At 43.0% G+C, this 20,633-nt stretch carries 16 protein-coding genes, 2 tRNA genes and 3 rRNA genes; 13 read left to right on the top strand and 8 right to left on the bottom strand.

Features of this window, described 5'->3' with window-relative positions; translation table 11 throughout:
* Nucleotides 1–3: 3 nt before the first annotated feature.
* The gene (locus tag M1D52_RS05775) at nt 4–1,269 is read left to right on the top strand and encodes a pseudouridine synthase (RefSeq protein ID WP_437391827.1); all 1,266 of its coding nucleotides are present in this window, start codon (nt 4–6) and stop codon (nt 1,267–1,269) included.
* A gap of 366 nt (nt 1,270–1,635) precedes the next feature.
* Here M1D52_RS05775 and rrf read toward each other — a convergent pair.
* The 5 genes from rrf to M1D52_RS05750 all read right to left on the bottom strand — a co-directional run bounded on the left by rrf (nt 1,636) and on the right by M1D52_RS05750 (nt 6,817).
* Nucleotides 1,636–1,747, bottom strand: a 5S ribosomal RNA gene (gene rrf / locus M1D52_RS05770).
* A 133-nt stretch (nt 1,748–1,880) separates the two neighbouring features.
* Nucleotides 1,881–4,757: ribosomal RNA gene (locus tag M1D52_RS05765) — 23S ribosomal RNA — on the bottom strand.
* A 216-nt stretch (nt 4,758–4,973) separates the two neighbouring features.
* Nucleotides 4,974–5,047 (bottom strand) — tRNA-Ala (locus tag M1D52_RS05760).
* Nucleotides 5,048–5,105: 58 nt separating this feature from the next.
* Nucleotides 5,106–5,179: transfer RNA gene (locus M1D52_RS05755), tRNA-Ile, on the bottom strand.
* Between the two features lie 116 nt (nt 5,180–5,295).
* A 16S ribosomal RNA gene (locus tag M1D52_RS05750) occupies nt 5,296–6,817 on the bottom strand.
* The 16S, 23S and 5S rRNA genes sit together here with 2 tRNA genes alongside, the layout of an rRNA operon.
* Before the next feature lie 1,222 nt (nt 6,818–8,039).
* On the opposite strand from M1D52_RS05750, the gene dnaA reads away from it, so the two are divergent.
* Nucleotides 8,040–9,470 (top strand): chromosomal replication initiator protein DnaA, encoded by a 1,431-nt coding sequence (gene dnaA / locus M1D52_RS05745; RefSeq protein ID WP_013663329.1) that lies wholly within the window; start codon nt 8,040–8,042, stop codon nt 9,468–9,470.
* A gap of 74 nt (nt 9,471–9,544) precedes the next feature.
* Here the strand turns inward: dnaA and M1D52_RS05740 are convergent, their stop codons facing one another.
* On the bottom strand, nt 9,545–9,982 hold the full coding sequence (locus M1D52_RS05740; RefSeq protein WP_013663330.1) for an Hsp20/alpha crystallin family protein: 438 nt from the start codon (nt 9,980–9,982) through the stop codon (nt 9,545–9,547).
* Nucleotides 9,983–10,112: 130 nt separating this feature from the next.
* Between M1D52_RS05740 and M1D52_RS05735 the strand changes: the two genes are divergently transcribed.
* Together M1D52_RS05735 and M1D52_RS05730 are read left to right on the top strand one after the other, a co-directional pair.
* Nucleotides 10,113–10,559 carry an acyl-CoA thioesterase gene (locus M1D52_RS05735; RefSeq protein WP_437394379.1) on the top strand — a complete coding sequence of 149 codons (447 nt, stop codon included), beginning with the start codon at nt 10,113–10,115 and terminating at the stop codon, nt 10,557–10,559.
* Between the two features lie 90 nt (nt 10,560–10,649).
* On the top strand, nt 10,650–11,003 hold the full coding sequence (locus M1D52_RS05730; protein WP_013663332.1) for a HesB/IscA family protein: 354 nt from the start codon (nt 10,650–10,652) through the stop codon (nt 11,001–11,003).
* A gap of 93 nt (nt 11,004–11,096) precedes the next feature.
* On the opposite strand, the gene M1D52_RS05725 is transcribed toward M1D52_RS05730, so the two are convergent.
* Together M1D52_RS05725 and rsmA are read right to left on the bottom strand one after the other, a co-directional pair.
* Nucleotides 11,097–12,071 (bottom strand): NAD(P)-dependent oxidoreductase, encoded by a 975-nt coding sequence (locus M1D52_RS05725; RefSeq protein WP_013663333.1) that lies wholly within the window; start codon nt 12,069–12,071, stop codon nt 11,097–11,099.
* Nucleotides 12,072–12,079: 8 nt separating this feature from the next.
* Entirely contained in the window at nt 12,080–12,862 is a 783-nt protein-coding gene (gene rsmA, locus M1D52_RS05720) for a 16S rRNA (adenine(1518)-N(6)/adenine(1519)-N(6))-dimethyltransferase RsmA (protein ID WP_041386989.1), read from the bottom strand.
* Nucleotides 12,863–13,079: 217 nt separating this feature from the next.
* Here rsmA and pdxA point away from each other — a divergent pair, with 217 nt between their 5' ends.
* The 9 genes from pdxA (at nt 13,080) to rpiB (ending at nt 20,630) form a co-directional block, all read left to right on the top strand.
* Nucleotides 13,080–14,135 carry a 4-hydroxythreonine-4-phosphate dehydrogenase PdxA gene (gene pdxA / locus M1D52_RS05715; RefSeq protein WP_437394380.1) on the top strand — a complete coding sequence of 352 codons (1,056 nt, stop codon included), beginning with the start codon at nt 13,080–13,082 and terminating at the stop codon, nt 14,133–14,135.
* A 165-nt stretch (nt 14,136–14,300) separates the two neighbouring features.
* Nucleotides 14,301–14,837 (top strand): YceD family protein, encoded by a 537-nt coding sequence (locus M1D52_RS05710; RefSeq protein ID WP_013663336.1) that lies wholly within the window; start codon nt 14,301–14,303, stop codon nt 14,835–14,837.
* Nucleotides 14,838–14,851: 14 nt separating this feature from the next.
* Nucleotides 14,852–15,043 carry a 50S ribosomal protein L32 gene (rpmF, locus tag M1D52_RS05705; protein WP_013663337.1) on the top strand — a complete coding sequence of 64 codons (192 nt, stop codon included), beginning with the start codon at nt 14,852–14,854 and terminating at the stop codon, nt 15,041–15,043.
* Nucleotides 15,044–15,148: 105 nt separating this feature from the next.
* On the top strand, nt 15,149–16,087 hold the full coding sequence (plsX, locus tag M1D52_RS05700) for a phosphate acyltransferase PlsX (RefSeq protein WP_013663338.1): 939 nt from the start codon (nt 15,149–15,151) through the stop codon (nt 16,085–16,087).
* A gap of 8 nt (nt 16,088–16,095) precedes the next feature.
* Nucleotides 16,096–17,085, top strand: a complete 990-nt coding sequence (locus M1D52_RS05695; RefSeq protein WP_437394382.1) for a beta-ketoacyl-ACP synthase III — start codon at nt 16,096–16,098, stop codon at nt 17,083–17,085.
* Nucleotides 17,086–17,189: 104 nt separating this feature from the next.
* Nucleotides 17,190–17,675: an acetyl-CoA carboxylase biotin carboxyl carrier protein gene (gene accB / locus M1D52_RS05690; RefSeq protein ID WP_013663340.1), complete on the top strand. Its 486-nt coding sequence runs from the start codon at nt 17,190–17,192 to the stop codon at nt 17,673–17,675.
* Between the two features lie 49 nt (nt 17,676–17,724).
* Nucleotides 17,725–19,065, top strand: coding sequence for an acetyl-CoA carboxylase biotin carboxylase subunit (gene accC / locus M1D52_RS05685; protein ID WP_013663341.1), 1,341 nt, complete (start codon nt 17,725–17,727; stop codon nt 19,063–19,065).
* Nucleotides 19,066–19,292: 227 nt separating this feature from the next.
* A complete protein-coding gene (gene tatC / locus M1D52_RS05680; protein WP_013663342.1) occupies nt 19,293–20,177 on the top strand; it encodes a twin-arginine translocase subunit TatC in 885 nt (294 codons plus the stop codon).
* Between the two features lie 12 nt (nt 20,178–20,189).
* On the top strand, nt 20,190–20,630 hold the full coding sequence (rpiB, locus tag M1D52_RS05675; RefSeq protein ID WP_013663343.1) for a ribose 5-phosphate isomerase B: 441 nt from the start codon (nt 20,190–20,192) through the stop codon (nt 20,628–20,630).
* The last annotated feature ends 3 nt before the right edge of the window (nt 20,631–20,633 follow it).

The following is a 20,633-nucleotide window of genomic DNA, read 5'->3' as shown; positions in this document are numbered from 1 at the left end:
ATTATGCCATTCAGCAACAAAAGGAACAGTCGAGATGACAAATCCGCTTATTCAAGACGTTCTTCTTCAAGGAACGACACCAGGAACAGTCGAGATGACAAATCCCCCTATGTAAAACGTTCTTCTTCGAGGGATGAAGACAGGAATCAACGAAGCGATAAACCTTATCCTACGCGTTCGTTTTCACAAAGCGACAACAACAAAGAATTTAGAGACAAAGAGGAAAAACCGGCCTTTTCAAAAAAATCGAATTACGGAAGTCAAAAACACAAAAGGGACGACCGATCTTCCAGTACAAATCAAACGAACAAAACAGATAGATATAATAAACAAGAAAGGTCCTATTCAGGAACTAGAAGAAACACAAGAGACGAACGGCCTTACTCGTCGGACAGGAAAAATCAAAACACGAGGTTTAAGTCTGACAACAATTTTGCTGAGGGATCAAGGTATCGTTCCGATGAAAAAATGGGTAACCGATCTTATGGCAACACAAAGCGTGATAAATTTAAATCCAACGAACAGCGCTTTTCAAAAGAAAGAGAAGAAAATGGTTTAATCAGGCTTAACCGCTATATTGCGAATTCAGGTGTTTGTTCACGCCGAAAGGCGGATGAACTCATACAGGCAGGAGTTGTGACAGTGAACGGTGTGGTTGTTACGGAATTAGGCACCAAGGTCGATGCTGCGAAAGATGAAATAAGATATAATGGTGAGAAGTTGAAAAGGGAAAAAATGGTGTATGTGCTTCTGAACAAGCCTAAAGACTATATTACCACAACTGATGATCCACAAGAAAGAAAAACGGTGATGCATTTGGTTGAAAAGGCTTCAAGAGAGCGGATTTATCCTGTAGGTCGATTAGACAGAAATACGACAGGCCTTCTGCTTTTGACAAACGATGGTAATCTGGCAGAGAAGCTCTCTCATCCGAGAAACAACATCATGAAAATATATCATGTGGAGCTAAATAAAAGCTTAACCCAAGGAGATTTCAACAAAATAGGCTATGGGGTTGAACTAGAAGATGGCTTCATTAAACCCGATGAAGTAAGTTATATTCAAGGAGCAAGTAAACGGGAAATTGGGATACAGATTCATAGTGGTAGAAATAGAATCGTGCGGCGCATATTCGAATCTTTAGGCTATGATGTTATAAAACTAGATCGGGTAATATATGCGAACCTAACTAAAAAAGATTTACCAAGAGGCCGTTGGAGGTATCTAGAAGAAAAGGAAATTATCCAGCTAAAGCATTTTATTAAATAATTCAATTTTGCGCATAAAAAGAAAGGGCGCTTATCATACTAATAAGCGCCTTTTTATATTTAAAAAAATCTCATCCCTTCCCGTTACGATTTCTTTAGTTAACACTGATTCCTTGTTTACAAGGAAATTCCTTAGAAAAGCAGTTATTACAGCATTGGCATCAATTCCGTGCCGATCCTTTTTTCCTTTATAATCAACTGGGAAAGGATTTCCAGGTTAATAAATTCAAGTCCTGCCACATGGGAAGTTTCTCCGCGGCCGACGGTAACTTTGACGGCTTACGATAAGCTGCTCCGACATGATTACAAACCGATGGGCACCAAAACAGGAAAGGCCGCCGTGCAATGCACGGCGGCCTTCTGTAAAGATCGGCACCGACCTACTCTCCCACATGTTACTGCAGTACCATCGGCTCTGGCGGGCTTAACTTCTCTGTTCGGGATGGGAAGAGGTGGACACCGCCGATATAGGCACCTGAATACCTTTCTAAGTAAAAATTCAAAATTCAAAAATCCGGCACGCCGGCCTTTCTACCTTTTACCTTTTACTTTTCAATTTTTTATTTGACTGATAACGGAAGAAAAAAACAGGAAGACAACAGCCTGCTGCGCTTGAGAAAGCTTCGGGCTATTAGTACGGCTCGGCTGTGGTATCTCTACCTTTACACCTGCCGCCTATCGACGTGGTAGTCTCCCACGGCCCTGTAAGGAAGTCTCATCTCGTGGCTAGTTTCGCACTTAGATGCTTTCAGCGCTTATCTATTCCCGGCATAGCTACTCTGCCGTACACCTGGCGGCATAACAGATTCACCAGCGGCCGGTCCAACCCGGTCCTCTCGTACTAAGGTCAGCCCCACTCAGACTTCCTGCGCCCACAACAGATAGGGACCGAACTGTCTCGCGACGTTCTGAACCCAGCTCGCGTGCCACTTTAATCGGCGAACAGCCGAACCCTTGGGACCTTCTCCAGCCCCAGGATGTGACGAGCCGACATCGAGGTGCCAAACCTCCCCGTCGATATGAGCTCTTGGGGGAGATCAGCCTGTTATCCCCAGAGTACCTTTTATCCTTTGAGCGATGGCCCTTCCATGCAGAACCACCGGATCACTATGTCCGTCTTTCGACCCTGTCCGACTTGTATGTCTCACAGTCAAGCAAGCTTTTGCCATTGCACTCCGCGTACGGTTACCAAGCGTACTGAGCTTACCTTTGAAAGCCTCCGTTACCTTTTTGGAGGCGACCACCCCAGTCAAACTACCCACCAAACAATGTCCCCCCCCAAGGGGGGTTAGGAACCGGATACAGAAAGGGCGGTATTTCAAGGACGATTCCGCGGATCCTGGCGAACCCGCTTCACAATCTCCCGCCTATCCTACACATCCTGCACCCAGTCCCAATGTTAAGCTATAGTGAAGGTTCATGGGGTCTTTCCGTCCCGTTGCGGGTAACCGGCGTCTTCACCGGTACCACAATTTCACCGAGCTCATGGCCGAGACAGCGCCCAGATCGTTACACCATTCGTGCAGGTCGGAACTTACCCGACAAGGAATTTCGCTACCTTAGGACCGTTATAGTTACGGCCGCCGTTTACCGGGGCTTCGATTCAATGCTTCACCCGAAGGTTGACATCCCCTCTTAACCTTCCGGCACCGGGCAGGTGTCAGGCCTTATACGTCATCTTTCGATTTGGCAAAGCCATATGTTTTTGTTAAACAGTCGCCTGGGCCTTTTCACTGCGGCTTCTCCGTCGCCGGAGGAAGCGCCCCTTCTCCCGAAGTTACAGGGCCATTTTGCCGAGTTCCTTAGCCATGATTCACTCGAGCACCTTGGGATTCTCTCCCCGACCACCTGTGTCGGTTTGCGGTACGGGTCTTATATGCCTGGAGCTTAGCGGCTTTTCTCGGGAGTATGGTTACCCGCGCTATCGGCGCCCCCGGAGGTTTGCCGTACTTTCGGCCTTCGGCACACGACCCGGATTTGCCTGGGTCACGTTTACCTACGGCCTTCAACGCACTATTCCGTCAGTGCGCGGCGGTGTCACTCCTCCGTCCCCGCTTCGCAGCATACAAGAGTACGGGAATCTTTACCCGTTGGCCATCCGCTGCCCCTTTCGGGTCCGCGTTAGGTCCCGACTTACCCTGATCCGATTAGCGTTGATCAGGAAACCTTGGTCTTTCGGTGGGCGGGTTTCTCGCCCGCCTTATCGTTACTTATGCCTACATTTGCTTTTCCGGAACGTCCACGGATACTCACGTAACCGCTTCTCCCGTGCCGGAATGCTCCCCTACCGATATTTCTATCCCACGGCTTCGGTGGTACACTTCATGCCCGTTTATTATCCACGCCCGGCCGCTCGACTAGTGAGCTGTTACGCACTCTTTAAATGAATGGCTGCTTCCAAGCCAACATCCTAGCTGTCTGGGCAACCGGACCTCGTTAGTTCAACTTAGCGTACACTCGGGGACCTTAGCCGGTGGTCTGGGTTCTTTCCCTCTCGGCGCAGGACCTTAGCACCCTGCGCCTCACTGCGGACCATATCTCCCGGTATTCGGAGTTCGTCTGGATTTGGTAGGATGTGACTCCCCCGCACCCAATCGGTAGCTCTACCTCCGGAAGACTCAATGTCCACGCTGTTCCTAAAAACATTTCGGGGAGTACGAGCTATTTCCCAGTTTGATTGGCCTTTCACCCCTACCCACAGGTCATCCGGAAACTTTTCAACGTTTATCGGTTCGGTCCTCCAGTACGTGTTACCGCACCTTCAACCTGCCCATGGGTAGATCACAAGGTTTCGCGTCTACCTCCACTGACTGTACGCCCTGTTCAGACTCGCTTTCGCTTCGGCTGCGCGGCTTAACCGCTTAACCTCGCCAGTGAAGTGTAACTCGTAGGCTCATTATGCAAAAGGCACGCCGTCACCCCATTAAGGGCTCCGACAGTTTGTAAGCACACGGTTTCAGGTTCTCTTTCACTCCCCTGTTCGGGGTTCTTTTCACCTTTCCCTCACGGTACTGGTCCACTATCGGTCTCTCGGTAGTATTTAGCCTTGGCGGATGGTGCCGCCGGATTCCCACAGGGCGTCTCCGACCCCGCGGTACTCAGGAACTCACTAGGCCGGTCTTCATTGCGTGTACGCAGCTCTCATGCTCTACGGCGGGCCTTCCCAGACCCTTCCACTTCTTCCGACTGTACCACATTGCGGTCCTACAACCCCGAATATGCCGTAACATATCCGGTTTGGGCTCTTTCCCTTTCGCTCGCCACTACTCAGGAAATCATTCTTATTTTCTTTTCCTGCGCCTACTTAGATGTTTCAGTTCGGCGCGTTCGCGTTGTTAAACGGCATGTCTTCAACATGCCGGGTTTCCCCATTCGGAAATCGCCGGATCTCATCTCATTTGCAGATCCCCGGCGCTTATCGCAGCTTATCACGTCCTTCATCGCCTCCGAGAGCCTAGGCATCCCCCGTGTGCCCTTTCTTACTTTCTTCTCCCCGTACCCTTTTGCCGTACGGGGATGCTTTTGTGTCATGTCCCTTCCCCGTAGGAAAGAAACGTCTCTGCTGTTGTCTTCTCTTGTGTTTTTTCTTCCGATATGTCAAAGAACCTTTTCCGGAGTCTTAAGTAGTAAGTCCTACGTTTTAAGTATCCCGGCACAATGGCCTTCACTTATAACCTACAACCTATAACTTACCGCTCCGAAGCGTGGAGAATAACGGATTCGAACCGTTGACCCCCTGCGTGCAAGGCAGGTGCTCTAGCCAGCTGAGCTAATTCCCCCCGTTACGTGGACAGGACCGCCCGCCTCCGGTTTCCCGGACGGCCTCCCTCTTTCAGGTAGTCCCGAGCAGATTTGAACTGCTGACCCCTACATTATCAGTGTAGTGCTCTGACCAACTGAGCTACGGGACTGCTTCGCTTCCGCACCGGTGACCCCGAAGGGGCACTGTGGCACTTTCCTCTTTTTTCTCTTTCTCTTTTTTCAAGAAATCTTCATGGCGTAACCGAACGGCCCGAGGGCCCTCTAGAAAGGAGGTATTCCAGCCGCACCTTCCGGTACGGCTACCTTGTTACGACTTAGCCCCAATTACCGGTTTTACCCTGACACGCTCCTTGCGGTTACATGCTTTAGGTACCCCCGGCTTTCATGGCTTGACGGGCGGTGTGTACAAGGCCCGGGAACGTATTCACCGCGTCATTGCTGATACGCGATTACTAGCGAATCCAACTTCACGGGGTCGAGTTGCAGACCCCGATCCGAACTGTGAGGGGCTTTCTGAGATTGGCTTCACCTCGCGGTGTCGCTGCCCTCTGTACCCCCCATTGTAGCACGTGTGTAGCCCCGGACGTAAGGGCCATGATGACTTGACGTCGTCCCCGCCTTCCTCTCTGTTTGCACAGGCAGTCTGTTTAGAGTCCCCACCTTTACGTGCTGGCAACTAAACATAGGGGTTGCGCTCGTTGCGGGACTTAACCCAACACCTCACGGCACGAGCTGACGACAGCCATGCAGCACCTAGTTTCCTGTCCCGAAGGACTTGCCCATCTCTGGACAATTCAGTAACTTTCAAGCCCGGGTAAGGTTCCTCGCGTATCATCGAATTAAACCACATGCTCCTCCGCTTGTGCGGGCCCCCGTCAATTCCTTTGAGTTTCACCCTTGCGGGCGTACTCCCCAGGTGGAACACTTAACGCTTTCGCTTGGACGCCGACTGTCTATCGCCGACATCGAGTGTTCATCGTTTAGGGCGTGGACTACCAGGGTATCTAATCCTGTTCGATCCCCACGCTTTCGTGCCTCAGCGTCAATCGTACTTTGGTAAGCTGCCTTCGCAATCGGTGTTCTGTGGCATATCTATGCATTTCACCGCTACTTGCCACATTCCGCCTACCTCAGGTACATTCAAGCGCGCCAGTATCAAAGGCACTGCGATGGTTGAGCCACCGTCTTTCACCCCTGACTTAGCGCGCCGCCTACGCACCCTTTAAACCCAATAATTCCGGATAACGCTCGGATCCTCCGTATTACCGCGGCTGCTGGCACGGAGTTAGCCGATCCTTATTCTCACGGTACATTCAGCCCGGTATACATACCGGGGGTTATTCCCGTGCAAAAGCAGTTTACAACCCGTAGGGCCGTCTTCCTGCACGCGGCATGGCTGGTTCAGGGTTCCCCCCATTGACCAATATTCCTTACTGCTGCCTCCCGTAGGAGTCTGGTCCGTGTCTCAGTACCAGTGTGGGGGTTTCTCCTCTCAGAGCCCCTAGACATCGTCGCCTTGGTGGGCCGTTACCCCGCCAACCAGCTAATGTCACGCGAGCCCATCCGTCCCCTATGAATATTTAAATGAAGGCCCATGCGGACCTGCATTCTCATGCGGTATTAATCCGGATTTCTCCGGGCTATCCCCCTGGGACGGGCAGGTTGCTCACGCGTTACGCACCCGTGCGCCACTCTCACGGGGACCGAAGCCCCCGATCCCGTTCGACTTGCATGTATTAGGCCTGCCGCTAGCGTTCATCCTGAGCCAGGATCAAACTCTCCATTGTATAATGTTAAGTTTCCGATCTCGGCATTCGCACTTCTTTCAGTGCAGCCTTCCGATCTTTTTTGTATCTTCCGGCCGACGGACCGTTCAGGCCTGTCCTTTTGACTTTCGCCAAAAAACAGGCCGCCCGTTACGCTACATGAATCTGATTTCTTAAAGAACTTTAAACGCCTCCGCTCACGCTTCGGCCTCCGCCGTATCCATCGGGTCACCCCTCCGGTACTTCCTGTTTTTTCTTTCACCTTCCCGGGCATCGCGCCCGTTCCGTCGTCCCCTCTCTCCCGATTGGGAGTGCAAAGGTAACAGCTTTTTTCTTTTCTCCAAAATATTTTTTTAAAATATTTTTTCCTCCCCCGCCGTTCACCTCCGTACCTCAAAAAACAACCGCATCCCTTCGTTTGCGGAGCGCCCGCCTTCCGAACGGGATGGCAAAGGTATGAATTTCCCCCGTTCCCCCAAATGTTTCGCGCTCCGGACCACAGCTTTTTTTACAACAAACTGGAAATCAAATCGTTTTTTTTCCTCCCGCTATGCAAGCTTTGAATATGGATTCATTCATAAATCGTATAACTTAGAACCTGCCGTATCTTATCCTTTACTCCTTTCGTTATTTGATGCACCATTTGTACTTACGCGATCTACAGACCATGCGGGAAGGCAGCGCCGAAAAAAGATCTAGCTCCATTTAGGGGTACTATGAATAGATTCATAACACCTTTTATAGTACTAGACAAGTAAGCTCTGTTAAATGACATTTAAATAGCATGATTATTGTCCGCTGCGATTGATAGCCAATCTTATCACCTATATATAATAGTCACTCATTTTTTAAACTGCTTCATAAACTCCCTTATCGAACAGCGGGACAAAAGAAAAAGCCAATTTAAATTTTTATTTTTTTTTTAGGATTAATTTGAGAAATTTATGGCAGACATAGAACCCTCACCGAAGGGAATTCAACTATCATTTTTTACCAAAAAAAAGCACAAAAACATGGGTGAAAAAAACCACACTTTATCTGGTTGTGGAAAAATTTCACATTCCAAAAAACAAGTATAGATAAACAGCATATAAACGATATAATAAACTATAAAACAATCAGTTAAAACATTATTTAAATTTTAATTTTTTTAGTTGTTTTTTTTTGTGAACTTCGACTCTCCGATAGGTTATTAACATTTTAACCTTCGATTATTGATAATCAGAATATTAGAATTTACGGTATGGAAAAAACGAGTACAAGTGTATGGAATAGCTGTCTAGAAATCATCAAAGATAACATTCCGGCTCAAAGCTTCAAGACATGGTTCGAACCAATATCGGCTTTGCGTTTGGAAGGAAACGTATTAACCATACAGGTACCCAGTTTATTTTTTTACGAATGGTTGGAGGAACACTATGTTGGCTTATTGCGAAAAACGGTAAAGAAGCAATTAGGAGAGAATGGTCGACTAGAATATAACATTGTTGTAGAAAAGTCATCGAATAAAAACATACCTTATACAACAAACATGCCCTCTAATGGGAATGGCGCAGAAGGCAAAAAACAATCTATCCCCGTACCTGTTGCACTCAATAAAGATATAAAGAATCCATTTGTTATCCCCGGGTTAAAAAAGCTTCAAGTCGACCCACAACTTAACCAAAATTATACATTTGATAATTTTATCGAAGGCGACTGTAACCGCCTGGCACGATCAGCAGGTTTTGCGGTAGCTAGCAAACCTGGTGGAACCTCTTTTAATCCACTCATGATATATGGTGGCGTCGGTTTGGGAAAAACGCACCTTGCCCAAGCTATAGGAAATGAAGTAAAGCGTCATATGCCAGACAAGTTGGTCATCTATGTCTCCTGTGAAAAGTTTTGTCAACAATTTGTTGATTCCTTAAAAAACAACACGATCAATGATTTTGTCAACTTCTATCAGGCAATGGATGTGATTATCATGGATGACGTGCACAATTTTGCCGGAAAAGATAAAACTCAAGATATTTTCTTTCATATTTTCAATCACCTTCACCAATCAGGCAAACAGATCATACTCACATCGGATAAAGCGCCCAAGGATTTAGCTGGATTAGAAGAGCGGCTGTTAAGTCGTTTCAAGTGGGGACTTTCGGCCGATATGCAAGTACCCGATTTAGAGACGAGAATGGCCATCCTCAAGAAAAAAATGTATGCAGATGGTATTGAACTCCCCTATGAAGTAGTGGAATATGTGGCTAACAATATTGACAACAACGTCCGAGAGCTTGAAGGGGCAATGGTTTCGCTACTAGCGCAAGCGACATTGAACAAAAAAGAAATAGACCTGAATTTAGCCAAGTCAATGCTAAAGAATTTCATCAAGAATTCGCATAAAGAAATCTCTATTGACTACATACAGAAACTAGTTTGTGAATATTTTGAAGTTCCTGTAGAGATGGTTAAATCAAAAACCAGAAAACGAGAAATCGTTCAGGCGAGACAAATTTCTATGTATCTTGCCAAGAATCACACTAAAACTTCTCTTAAATCAATTGGGGCTTACTTCGGTGGCCGTGACCATTCCACCGTGATATACGCCTGCCAAACGGTAGAGGATTTAATAGATACTGATAAAAAATTTAAAGCTTACGTGCAGGACATTCAGAAAAAGCTTAAAATGAGTTAAAAACCTTCTGAACGAAAATGCGAATAAAATAACAAAAGGCCGTATAGGCCTTTTGTTATTTTATTCGCATCAACTTACTTTACCGAAATTTCCTTTACAACCGGTTTCACTTCTTCTTTCTTTGCTACAGTTAACGTCAGCACACCATCTTTGAAATTAGCCTCGATCTTATTCACATCTACACTCTCTGGCAGAGTAAAGGAACGTTTAAAAGAGCTATAACTAAACTCTTTGCGGCTATATTGCTTCGCTTCATCTAAACTTTCTGCCTTATGCTCGCCACTAACAGCTAAAACGTCCTTTTCTACACTAATTTTAAAATCTTCTTTACTAAATCCAGGTACCGCAAATTCAACATGAAAACCCTCCGCTGACTCAGAAACGTTTACGGCAGGGAACTTCGATAAGCTACGACCGGATCCATCATTAAACAGATTGTCAATTAAATTACTTACCCATGGATCAAAGGTTTTAACACGGTTATTCGTATCAATAAATCTTGAAATGTTCATTATATTGTCCTCCTAATTATTACTTTTTATTTGACAAACTTTGTTCAAATTGGATACCAACAGAAACAAATAATGCGAAATCAGAAACAATAAGACATTTTGTCATTTAAATTCATCAAATAACGACAATATGACAGAAAATCAATTAGCCAATTTTGCGTTCTCAACATCAATTCAGATCCGCTTTGTTGATCTTGATGCCTTTAGGCATGTCAATAATGCTAACTACCTCACCTATTGTGAAATTGCGCGTACTATTTATTGGAACCAAAAGATTAAATGGAACTGGAATACAATCGGCGTGATTATCGCGCGTGCGGAAGTTGATTATTTGAGTCCTTTAACGCTCAAAAATAATCTGCGCGTATATATAAGAACATCAAAAGTGGGAAATAAAAGTTTCGAACTGGAGTATCTTATGATCTCGAAACGAAATTGGAAGCTAACGACACATGCCAAGGCAAAAACTGTATGTGTATGTATCGATTACAGAAGCAACGAAACAGTTTTGATCCCAGAGAAGCAAAAGAAACTGATGCTGCAAGAGCTTAATCACTTTGTTAATAAAGGGTCATAAAGCCATAGCGCTTCGAAAAAACACTGATTTCCTGTATCTTTGTAAACAAGTATTCAAATTTCAAAAGGAAAGCGAATAAAAGAAACGATTATGAGTACAGAAGTAATAACAAGTGCTGCACCCTTAACCTTGACCGAAGGTGCAGTAAAGGAATTGAAGAAGCTCCGGGAACAGCAAGAGATTGCAGATGACTTCGGTTTACGCGTCGGCGTCGAAGGCGGTGGTTGTGCCGGCATGAATTATATTTTAGGTTTTGATCAAAGAAAAGAGGGCGATACGGAATACCTTATCTCAGGAATTAAAGTGTTCATGAATAAAGCTCACGGATTATATCTCGCTGGAATGGAAATTGATTTTCAAAACGGATTGAATGCCCGCGGGTTCACATTTAATAATCCTAACGCAACCAGCACTTGCGGATGCGGGACTTCTTTTTCTGCTTAAATAATAGGAAACCGAAAGCTATAGCAACGCTGCGATGTCGTTCTGGATATCGCAGCGTTCTTAAATTATTAGGCAGAAACGATTCAATCCAAGCTATATGTGGAGTTTAGTTTCATTCGCATGAAAAAATTCAATTACTTTATCGGCTAAAATAGCCGCTATTTTATAATACGACTCAACTGTCCATCCTGCTACATGAGGACTCATCAACACCTTCTCGTTCATTTTTAATTTCTCGTACCAATCGCTTTGTGTCAAAGCAGGGAAGCCCTCGATTGGCAAGACATCAAACGATGCGCCTAAAATTCTACCTTTCTCTATCCCTTTAAGCACAGCATTCACGTCAACAATTTCACCTCGTGCTCCGTTTAGAAAGAAAATCGGCTTACGGAATTGCGACAAATACTCTTCATTCACCATGTTACGAGTTTCTCGTGTTAATGGAATATGCAAACTCAACACATCTACCTGTTTCACCATTTGTTCCATACGAACTTCTTCCACATATATATCAGAAAAACCAGTTTTATATTTATCGTACGCTATGACCTTTACACCAAATCCATTGAGTTTTCTTGCCATCGCCTGTCCGTTATTGCCGTAGCCAATTAAACCTACTGTCCGTCCCGCCAATTCAAAGCCTCGATTAGCTTCACGCAACCACTGCCCCTCTCTGATTTGAACGTTTCCCCGAATTAAATTGTTCATCATGGCAAGCAACATACCTATCAAATGTTCGGCCACTGCATCCCGGTTGCCTTCAGGAGCGTTTAATAATTGTATACCTTTCTCTACCGCTAAAGGCTCATCAATGTTGTCCATACCTGCTCCTGCCCTTCCTATGCATTTCAACCGCTGTGCAACATGGAGAACCTCCGCATCGATCCTAAACTTAGATCGAATAATTAAAACTTCATAGTTAGGAAGTATTTGAAGTGCTTCGAAACGCGTAATCTCAGGACGATAATCACAAATCACCCCTGTATTTTTTAATTTATCAAGAAAAACCCCATGGATATCGTCTACAACCAAAACTCTCCACATAAAAGAATTGTCTTTTTGAGCCATTACAATATTTATTTTAGCGACTTTTCGATTTCATTCGTTAACTCTATGAAATCGTCGACCGATAGCCTCTCGGCACGCAAATCTAAAAATGGATGATTGGGCATCCTTGCCTTATCAGCTATTACGCTTAAGGCATTTCGTAATGTTTTTCGACGTTGGTTAAATCCCGCCTTAACGATTTTTTGGAAAAGATTTTCGTTACAAGCCAACCTGTCAATGCTATTACGCTCCAAACGAATAACGCCGGATAAAACTTTTGGTGGTGGGTTAAACGCCCCCGCCTTCACGGTAAAAAGATAAGCAATATCATAATAAGCTTGCAAAAACACACTTAAGATACCATAATCCTTACCCCCCGGCTTCGCCGCGCAGCGTTCAGCGACCTCCTTTTGAAACATTCCCACCAACTCAATAACCTGATGTCTATGCTCTAACACTTTAAATAGAATTTGAGAAGATATATTATAAGGGAAATTCCCAATGATCGCTAGCGGTCCGGGAAAAACAGAAGCAAAATCTAATAATAAGAAGTCGCCATGTATTAATCTTTTATCAAGTGAGGGGTACTTAGTCTTCAAAAATTCAACTGATTCTATGTCCAAATCAATTAACCAAGATTCAAATCGTTTATCTTCAAGGAGAAAATCTGATAATATCCCCATCCCTGGACCTACCTCCAAAACCTTATCAAAACCCTTCTCGGGTCGCAAAGCGTTCACTATGCGCTTTGCTGTATTCTTATCCGTGAGAAAATGCTGCCCTAAATGTTTCTTTGCGCGAACTACTGTCATCTTTGATGGTACCTTTCGCCAAAGATACATTTATTAGCTTAAATGTACTTTTAGATAAACAGTTTTATCCTGCAATTTGGCATAAAGGGCAGATAAAAGAGTTCCATGTTCCTGTGTTCTGTCTAATAATTGTTTTAAATTGTTTTAAGCAGCATTATCCGAATTGCATATAAGTTCAATTTTACATAAGTTTGGCCTATTAAAAGAAGCAGTTAATATGAGCGACAAACTGAAGGTAGGAATAACTATTGGAGACGTGAATGGAATCGGCCTAGAGATTATTATAAAAACTCTTGCGGATAATAGAATATTAGATTTCTTCACACCAATTGTATATGGAAACACCAAAGTTGCTTCTTTTCACCGCAAAACAATGGGAGTCAACGATTTCAGTTTTAATGTAATCAATAGTCCGGAGCAAGCGCATGACAAAAGACCAAATATGATTAATTGTTGGCAGGAAGATGTCAAAATCACACTCGGAGAGTCAAATGAAATAGGAGGAAAATATGCTTTCTTATCCTTAGAACGGGCGACTCAAGATTTGATAGATGGCCAAATCGACGTTTTAGTCACGGCTCCAATAAATAAACACAACATTCAGCAAGAAGCATTCTCTTTTCCAGGGCATACCGAATATATACAAGCAAAAACAGGAGCAGATGACGCACTTATGTTTATGGTAAGTGACGAATTGAAAATAGGGGTGGTTACTGGGCACATTCCGGTCAACGAAATTGCAAAGTCAATTACAAAAGAAGCCATTCTAAAAAAGCTTGAGTTGATGAATGCAAGTTTGCGAACAGATTTTTGGATCCAGAAACCAAAAATTGCCGTTTTAGGGTTGAATCCTCATGCTGGCGACAACGGACTTATTGGCACAGAAGATATTGAAATCATTCTTCCCGCCATACGAGAAGCCAATGAACGCGATATTTTTGCTTTTGGGCCCTATGCTGCAGACGGGTTTTTTGCCGGAGACAATTATAAAAACTTCGATGGTGTATTAGCCATGTATCACGATCAGGGCCTTATTCCGTTTAAACAGATTGCTTTTCACAACGGCGTCAATTTTACGGCCGGATTACCTGTTATCCGAACCTCTCCCGACCATGGAACGGGCTATGATATCGCGGGAAAGAGTAAAGCATCAGAAACATCCTTTAGAGAAGCTATTTTTACTGCTCTCAAAATCGTCAGGAGAAGAAGAGAACAGGAAGAACTGATGGCAAATCCACTCAAAATAAGAAAACTCTCGAAGGATAGGGATTAACAATCTTATAGCATCCATCGTTTATCATCGATACGCTTACTTGCAAGGAGCAAAACGGGGTGGTAAAATCTTTACATCGTATCCAAGCCAGTAGACACACTACTTTCAAAAAAACTTTCAGTTCTAATTTATTATTTCTAAATTTGCGAGCTTAATTGTCGTGCTTTGAAAACTTTAGATCAATATCGAATACCATTTACGGGTTTAAAGCCTGGGAAACACGAATTTGAATTTGAGATAAGCAAACTTTTTTTTGAGGAATTCGACTATTCCTTGGTTAAAAATGGTGAGCTAAAAGTTTCCCTTGTTCTTGATAAGCAAGAGACAATGATGGTTGCAGATATCCATATCACCGGCAAGATAGAATTGACCTGCGATGTTTGTCTCAATCAATTTTGGGGTAAGTCGGATATTTTGCAGCGACTCATTATCAAATTTGATGATGAAGACAGTGTTTCAGATCTTACGGATGAAATAATGGTTCTTAAAAAGAACGAACACGAACTTGATTTGGCGAATATATTTTACGAGTATATCACATTATCCGTACCGTATTATAGTCGATGTGAGGAACAAGGGATAAATGTTAGTTGCGATCAGTCGATGATTGATAAATTAAACAGTTTAAATAGTCAGGACGATGCATCAACCGATACAGATCCCCGCTGGGAAATATTAAAAAAAATAAAAAACAATAATTAAATAGAAAAGACGAGATGGCACATCCAAAACGTAAAACCTCTAAGTCTAGAAGAGACAAAAGAAGAACACATTATAAGGCAGAGTTACCAACACTTACGACCTGCCAAACTACCGGTGCAGTACATTTGCCACACCGTGCTTACAATGTTGACGGCAATCTTTATTATAACGGCAAGTTACTCATTGAAAACACCTCGATTGCCTAAGTTGATTTTTCAATATTAAAAAAACATCCCAAGGTTCGCTATTTCTGAAAAAATGCGGTACTTTGGGATGTTTTTAGTTAATAGAACAGCAAACGATAATCAAGGATGAAGATTGGTTTAGATATCATGGGCGGAGACTTTGCACCAAACGCCACTGTTTTAGGTGCAATAGAGGCCTCAAAGGTATTATCGAACGATCAGCAATTAGTACTGATTGGCAATAAGGAACTAGCATTACCCATTTTTGAACAGGCAGGTATAGACGCGTCATTATTTGAATTTATACATACTACCGAAACAATTAGTATGGGCGAGCATCCAACAAAGGCAATCACTCACAAACCCAACGCAAGTATTAGTTTAGGTTTTCAATTGCTAAAAGAAGGAGGCATTGACTCTTTCGCATCTGCAGGTAATACGGGTGCCATGCTAGTTGGCTCTATGTTCAGTGTCAAAACTGTACCAGGTGTTATCAGACCAGCCATAGCTACAAATGTGCCACGTTTAACCAGTGGATTCAGCGTTTTATTAGATGTTGGTGCAAACGCAGATTGTAAACCTGATAATTTACTGCAATTTGGTATATTGGGAAGTTTATATGCCCAACATGTCTACAGCAGTGAAAACCCTGCAGTTGCTTTATTAAACATAGGAGAAGAGGAAGAAAAGGGCAATATGCTTACCAACGCTGCCCATAGCTTAATGAAAGAAGCACAAGCTTTTAATTTTATCGGAAATATTGAGGGCAGAGATTTGTTTGAAGATCATATTGACGTTATCGTATGTGATGGATTTACAGGAAATGTTGTATTAAAGCTTGCAGAGTCTTTCTACAGCTTAACTGTAAAAAAAGGTTTTAAAGATCCATTTTTTGATCGATTCAATTATGAACAATATGGGGGTAGTCCAATCTTAGGGGTCAATGCCCCCGTGATCATAGGACATGGTATTTCCAATCCGGAAGCAATCAAAAACATGATCCTTTTATCTCGGGATATGATTGAATCAAAATTCGTAGATAAGGTAAAAGCTGCTTTTAAATAAATAAGAGAATGTCTAAAATTCATGCTGCCATAACTGCCGTTAACGGATATGTTCCTGATTATATACTAACAAATCAGGAATTGGAGACTATGGTTGAAACGAACGATGAGTGGATTACCACACGAACAGGTATTAAGGAACGGCGCATTTTAAAAGGGGAAGGACAAGCGACCTCTGACATGGCAGTACCGGCTGTTGAGGGCCTTTTACGCAAACGAGGGGTTTCAGCGGAGGAGATTGATCTAATCATTTTCTGTACCAGCACTCCAGACATGCCTTTTCCTGCTACCGCAAACATTTTAGCCGATAAAATAGGCGCTATTAATGCCTGGGGCTATGATCTTCAAGCAGCCTGTTCAGGTTTTATTTATGGTCTTACTACCGGTGCCCAATTTATCGAGTCCGGAAAACATCAAAAGGTATTAGTAGTTGGTGGAGATAAAATGTCTTCGATTATAAATTATGAAGATCGAGCGACATGCATCATATTTGGAGATGGTTGTGGGGCTGTCTTATTAGAACCTAATACAGAAGGACTGGGAGTTTTGGATGCTATTTTGAAAAGTGACGGCAGTGGAAAAGAATACCTCAATATCAAAGCGGGAGGATCTTTAATGCCTGCAACCCATGAAACTGTCGATCAAAAGTTGCATTATGCTTTTCAGGAAGGTAAAACAGTATTTAAATTTGCTGTTACCAATATGGCTAACGTTGCCGCTGAGATCATGGAAAGGAATCAACTCACCGCTGCAGATGTCAACTGGCTTGTTCCTCACCAAGCAAATAAACGCATTATCGATGCAACTGCTGAAAGAATGGGACTAGGTCCCGAAAAAGTAATGATCAATATTCAAAAATACGGGAACACAACCAGTGGTACAATCCCTTTGTGCTTGTGGGAATGGGAAAACCAGCTGAAGAAAGGCGACGTGCTGATCTTAGCCGCTTTTGGCGGGGGCTTCACTTGGGGTTCTGTATACCTCAAATGGGCTTATTAATACAATTTTAGTTTCAGTTTTGATCAAAGATACTAACTTTGCAATCTCTTTATCGATTTCGTAAAATATACAATTGTTAGATATTAAACATAGAACCAACGAATATGAGCATGGATATTAAACAAATTCAGGACCTGATAAAGTTTGTCGCAAAATCAGGAGTCAATGAAGTTGCTATTGAGGAAAAAGACTTTAAAATAACCATAAAAACAAATCAAGAGCCAACTTATGTCACTGCAACCCTGCCCACTGCTACTCCCGTGGTGCCACAAACTCCTGTAAGTTCTCCTGTTGCAGCAGTGCCGGCATTAAACACAGATACGCCAAAGCCTGCAGAAGACTCTTCAAAATATTTAACGATCAAATCACCAATGATCGGTACATTTTATCGTTCTTCAAGCCCAGATAAACCAGCCTTCGTGAATGTAGGAGACGAAGTGAAAACAGGGCAAGTCGTTTGTATTGTAGAAGCAATGAAACTATTCAATGAAATTGAATCAGATATTTCAGGAAAAATTGTTAAAATACTGGTAGACAATGCACAACCAGTGGAATACGATCAGCCTTTGTTTTTAGTTGATCCTTCATAATAGTAACTTTTGGACCGAATTTAGTACACTGGTTTATTGAAAAAAATTCATGTTTAAAAAAATTTTAATAGCAAATAGAGGAGAAATTGCTCTACGAATTATAAGGACATGTAAGGAAATGGGGATTAAGAGTGTTGCTGTATACTCAACTGCCGACCGTGAGAGCTTACATGTGCGTTTTGCCGATGAGGCTGTCTGTATCGGCCCTCCAGCCAGTAAAGATTCTTATCTTAACATTCCTAACATTATTGCCGCTGCTGAGCTCACTAATGCGGACGCGATCCATCCCGGATATGGTTTCTTATCGGAAAATGAGAAATTTTCTGCTATATGTCGAGACTATGGCATTAAATTTATCGGTGCAACGCCTGAGCAGATTCGCAGTATGGGAGATAAGGCCTCAGCCAAAGAGACCATGAAAAATGCTGGCGTACCCACAATACCTGGATCTGATGGTTTGGTTCCCAATGTTTCGGAAGGGTTAAAAATAGCGAACGAAATAGGTTATCCTGTCATTCTAAAAGCTACCGCTGGAGGTGGTGGACGAGGTATGCGTGTTGTTTGGAAAGATAGTGAATTTGAACCGGCATGGGACTCGGCACGTCAAGAAGCAGGTGCAGCATTTGGAAATGATGGTATCTACCTAGAAAAGTTTGTGGAAGATCCACGTCATATCGAAATCCAGGTCATTGGCGATCAGTATGGAACCGTTTGTCATCTGTCCGAAAGAGATTGCTCTATACAAAGACGCCATCAGAAACTGGTAGAGGAAGCGCCATCTCCCTTTATTACACCTGAGCTCAGACAAAAAATGGGTGATGCAGCAATTGCAGGTGCAAAGGCAGTGAAGTATGAAGGAGCCGGTACCATCGAATTTCTTGTAGATAAACACCGAAATTTCTACTTTATGGAGATGAATACACGCATTCAAGTGGAACATCCCGTAACGGAAGAAGTCATTAATTTCGATTTAATAAAAGAGCAAATAAAAGTTGCAGCAGGTGTTCCGTTATCTGGCAGGAATTATGAGCCGAATATGCATGCAATAGAATGTAGAATAAACGCAGAGGACCCCTTCAACGGATTCCGTCCATCCCCTGGAAAAATCACAACATTTCATTCGCCTGGCGGTCACGGAGTTAGAGTTGACACACATGTTTATGCAGGTTACCAGATCCCGCCTAATTATGACTCTATGATCGCTAAGCTTATTTGTGTTGCACAAACTAGAGAAGAAGCTATTTCGACAATGGAAAGAGCTCTTAGCGAATTTGTTATTGAAGGTATTAAAACTACCATTCCTTTGCATTTACGATTAATGAGAGATCCTAACTTTAGAGCGGGAAATTTCACAACAAAGTTTATGGAAAACTTCGACCTTTCAGAGTAATAGTTATAGCCCCGGCAACGCTACTCTTGTCGCTAGCTTTCAAAATAAAATACGCTTTTATAAGCGAAAGTCTTTTAAGATATGAGCTTTTCATGCGATAATCTTTAATTTAAATACCATTCTTATATTAAGAATGGTATTTTTGTTTTCTTATGAAATACGATTGGTGAGTTGGATCAACCTATTTCATTAACACTTTGATTGGTTTTTATTTACTACTAAATATTATGAGTGAAATCTCCGGAAAAAAAATTATTGAAACCATTAAACAAAAAGGCAAAACCATCGAAGCCGAAATGTCATTCTTTGACCATTTGGAGGTTCTAAGATGGCATCTGATTCGTTCAGCCATAGCAATAGCGATATTTATGGGATTGGCTTTCGCCTTCTATGATTTCATTTTCGATACCGTTATTATGGGTCCGAAAAAACCTGATTTTTGGACATATAGAATGATGTGTATCATTGGAGAAAAATTTAATTTAGGCCCTGATTTCTGTGTAACCGAAATCCCGATCAATATTATAAACACTGATATGGCGGGACAATTCACCTTGCAATTGAACTCTTCGCTTTTAATTGGCTTGGTTTTGGGCTTTCCTTATCTTCTCTACGAAATATGGCTCTTTGTAAAACCGGCCTTAACCGATATTGAAAGAAAGTCGGCCAATGGTTTTGTATTTTACGCGACACTTTTATTCATTTTAGGAATCCTTTTTGGCTATTTCATGATTGCTCCTTTGTCTGTCAATTTTCTGGCGCATTATTCGGTAAGTCCGGAGATTGATAACCAAATAACGGTCGACTCATACTTATCTTCGGTTGCCACATTGACCCTGGGTACAGGTATCGTTTTTGAGCTACCGATCATTATATACATTCTGTCGAAAATCGGCATTATGACACCCCAATTTATGAGAGCAACTAGACGCTATGCTATCGTCGTCATTTTAGTGATAGCCGCTATTGTGACACCTACGCCAGACATACTGACCATGTTAACGGTAAGCTTCCCTCTGTTTTTGCTATATGAGCTTAGTATAGTAATTGCGGGACGGGTTGAAAGAGCTAAATTAAAAGCAGAAAAAGCATTTTACAATAACGAACAATAAATCAGTATAAAGATGCAAATCAAAACAGTAGCTATCGGCGGCGATCATGCAGGCTTCGAATATAAAGCAGCCATTATTCAATATTTAGAAGAATTAGGATATACCGTGCGCAACTTTGGAACGGATAGTGTTGAATCCGTAGATTATCCTGATTTCGCCCATCCTACTGCCAGCGCAGTAGAAAGTGGTTCTTGCGATATAGGCATATTGGTTTGCGGCAGTGCTAACGGTGTCGCCATTACAGCTAATAAACACCAAGGAATACGGGCTGCCATTTGTTGGAAGCCAGAGATAGCAGCGCTTGCTCGCCAACACAACAATGCAAATATTATCTGTTTGCCGGCACGTTTCACATCCATAGAAGAATGTAAAGAAATGGTACAGATCTTTCTCGCTACCGAATTTGAAGGGGGAAGACACGGTACTCGTGTTAATAAGATAGCCTGTTTATAGTTT

This window comes from Olivibacter sp. SA151, assembly GCF_054130995.1.
The sequence above is the reverse complement of the archived record's forward strand: the minus strand, read 5'-3'. Positions and strand labels throughout refer to the sequence as shown.

Excerpts from the sequence above, each read along its gene's own strand:
- M1D52_RS05775 (WP_437391827.1), top strand. The coding sequence starts at position 4 with ATGCCATTCAGCAACAAAAGGAACAGTCGAGATGACAAATCCGCTTAT.
- dnaA (WP_013663329.1), top strand. The coding sequence starts at position 8,040 with ATGGAAAAAACGAGTACAAGTGTATGGAATAGCTGTCTAGAAATCATC.
- M1D52_RS05740 (WP_013663330.1), bottom strand. The coding sequence starts at position 9,982 with ATGAACATTTCAAGATTTATTGATACGAATAACCGTGTTAAAACCTTT.
- M1D52_RS05735 (WP_437394379.1), top strand. The coding sequence starts at position 10,113 with ATGACAGAAAATCAATTAGCCAATTTTGCGTTCTCAACATCAATTCAG.
- M1D52_RS05730 (WP_013663332.1), top strand. The coding sequence starts at position 10,650 with ATGAGTACAGAAGTAATAACAAGTGCTGCACCCTTAACCTTGACCGAA.
- M1D52_RS05725 (WP_013663333.1), bottom strand. The coding sequence starts at position 12,071 with ATGGCTCAAAAAGACAATTCTTTTATGTGGAGAGTTTTGGTTGTAGAC.
- rsmA (WP_041386989.1), bottom strand. The coding sequence starts at position 12,862 with ATGACAGTAGTTCGCGCAAAGAAACATTTAGGGCAGCATTTTCTCACG.
- pdxA (WP_437394380.1), top strand. The coding sequence starts at position 13,080 with ATGAGCGACAAACTGAAGGTAGGAATAACTATTGGAGACGTGAATGGA.
- rpmF (WP_013663337.1), top strand. The coding sequence starts at position 14,852 with ATGGCACATCCAAAACGTAAAACCTCTAAGTCTAGAAGAGACAAAAGA.
- plsX (WP_013663338.1), top strand. The coding sequence starts at position 15,149 with ATGAAGATTGGTTTAGATATCATGGGCGGAGACTTTGCACCAAACGCC.
- M1D52_RS05695 (WP_437394382.1), top strand. The coding sequence starts at position 16,096 with ATGTCTAAAATTCATGCTGCCATAACTGCCGTTAACGGATATGTTCCT.
- accB (WP_013663340.1), top strand. The coding sequence starts at position 17,190 with ATGAGCATGGATATTAAACAAATTCAGGACCTGATAAAGTTTGTCGCA.
- accC (WP_013663341.1), top strand. The coding sequence starts at position 17,725 with ATGTTTAAAAAAATTTTAATAGCAAATAGAGGAGAAATTGCTCTACGA.
- tatC (WP_013663342.1), top strand. The coding sequence starts at position 19,293 with ATGAGTGAAATCTCCGGAAAAAAAATTATTGAAACCATTAAACAAAAA.
- rpiB (WP_013663343.1), top strand. The coding sequence starts at position 20,190 with ATGCAAATCAAAACAGTAGCTATCGGCGGCGATCATGCAGGCTTCGAA.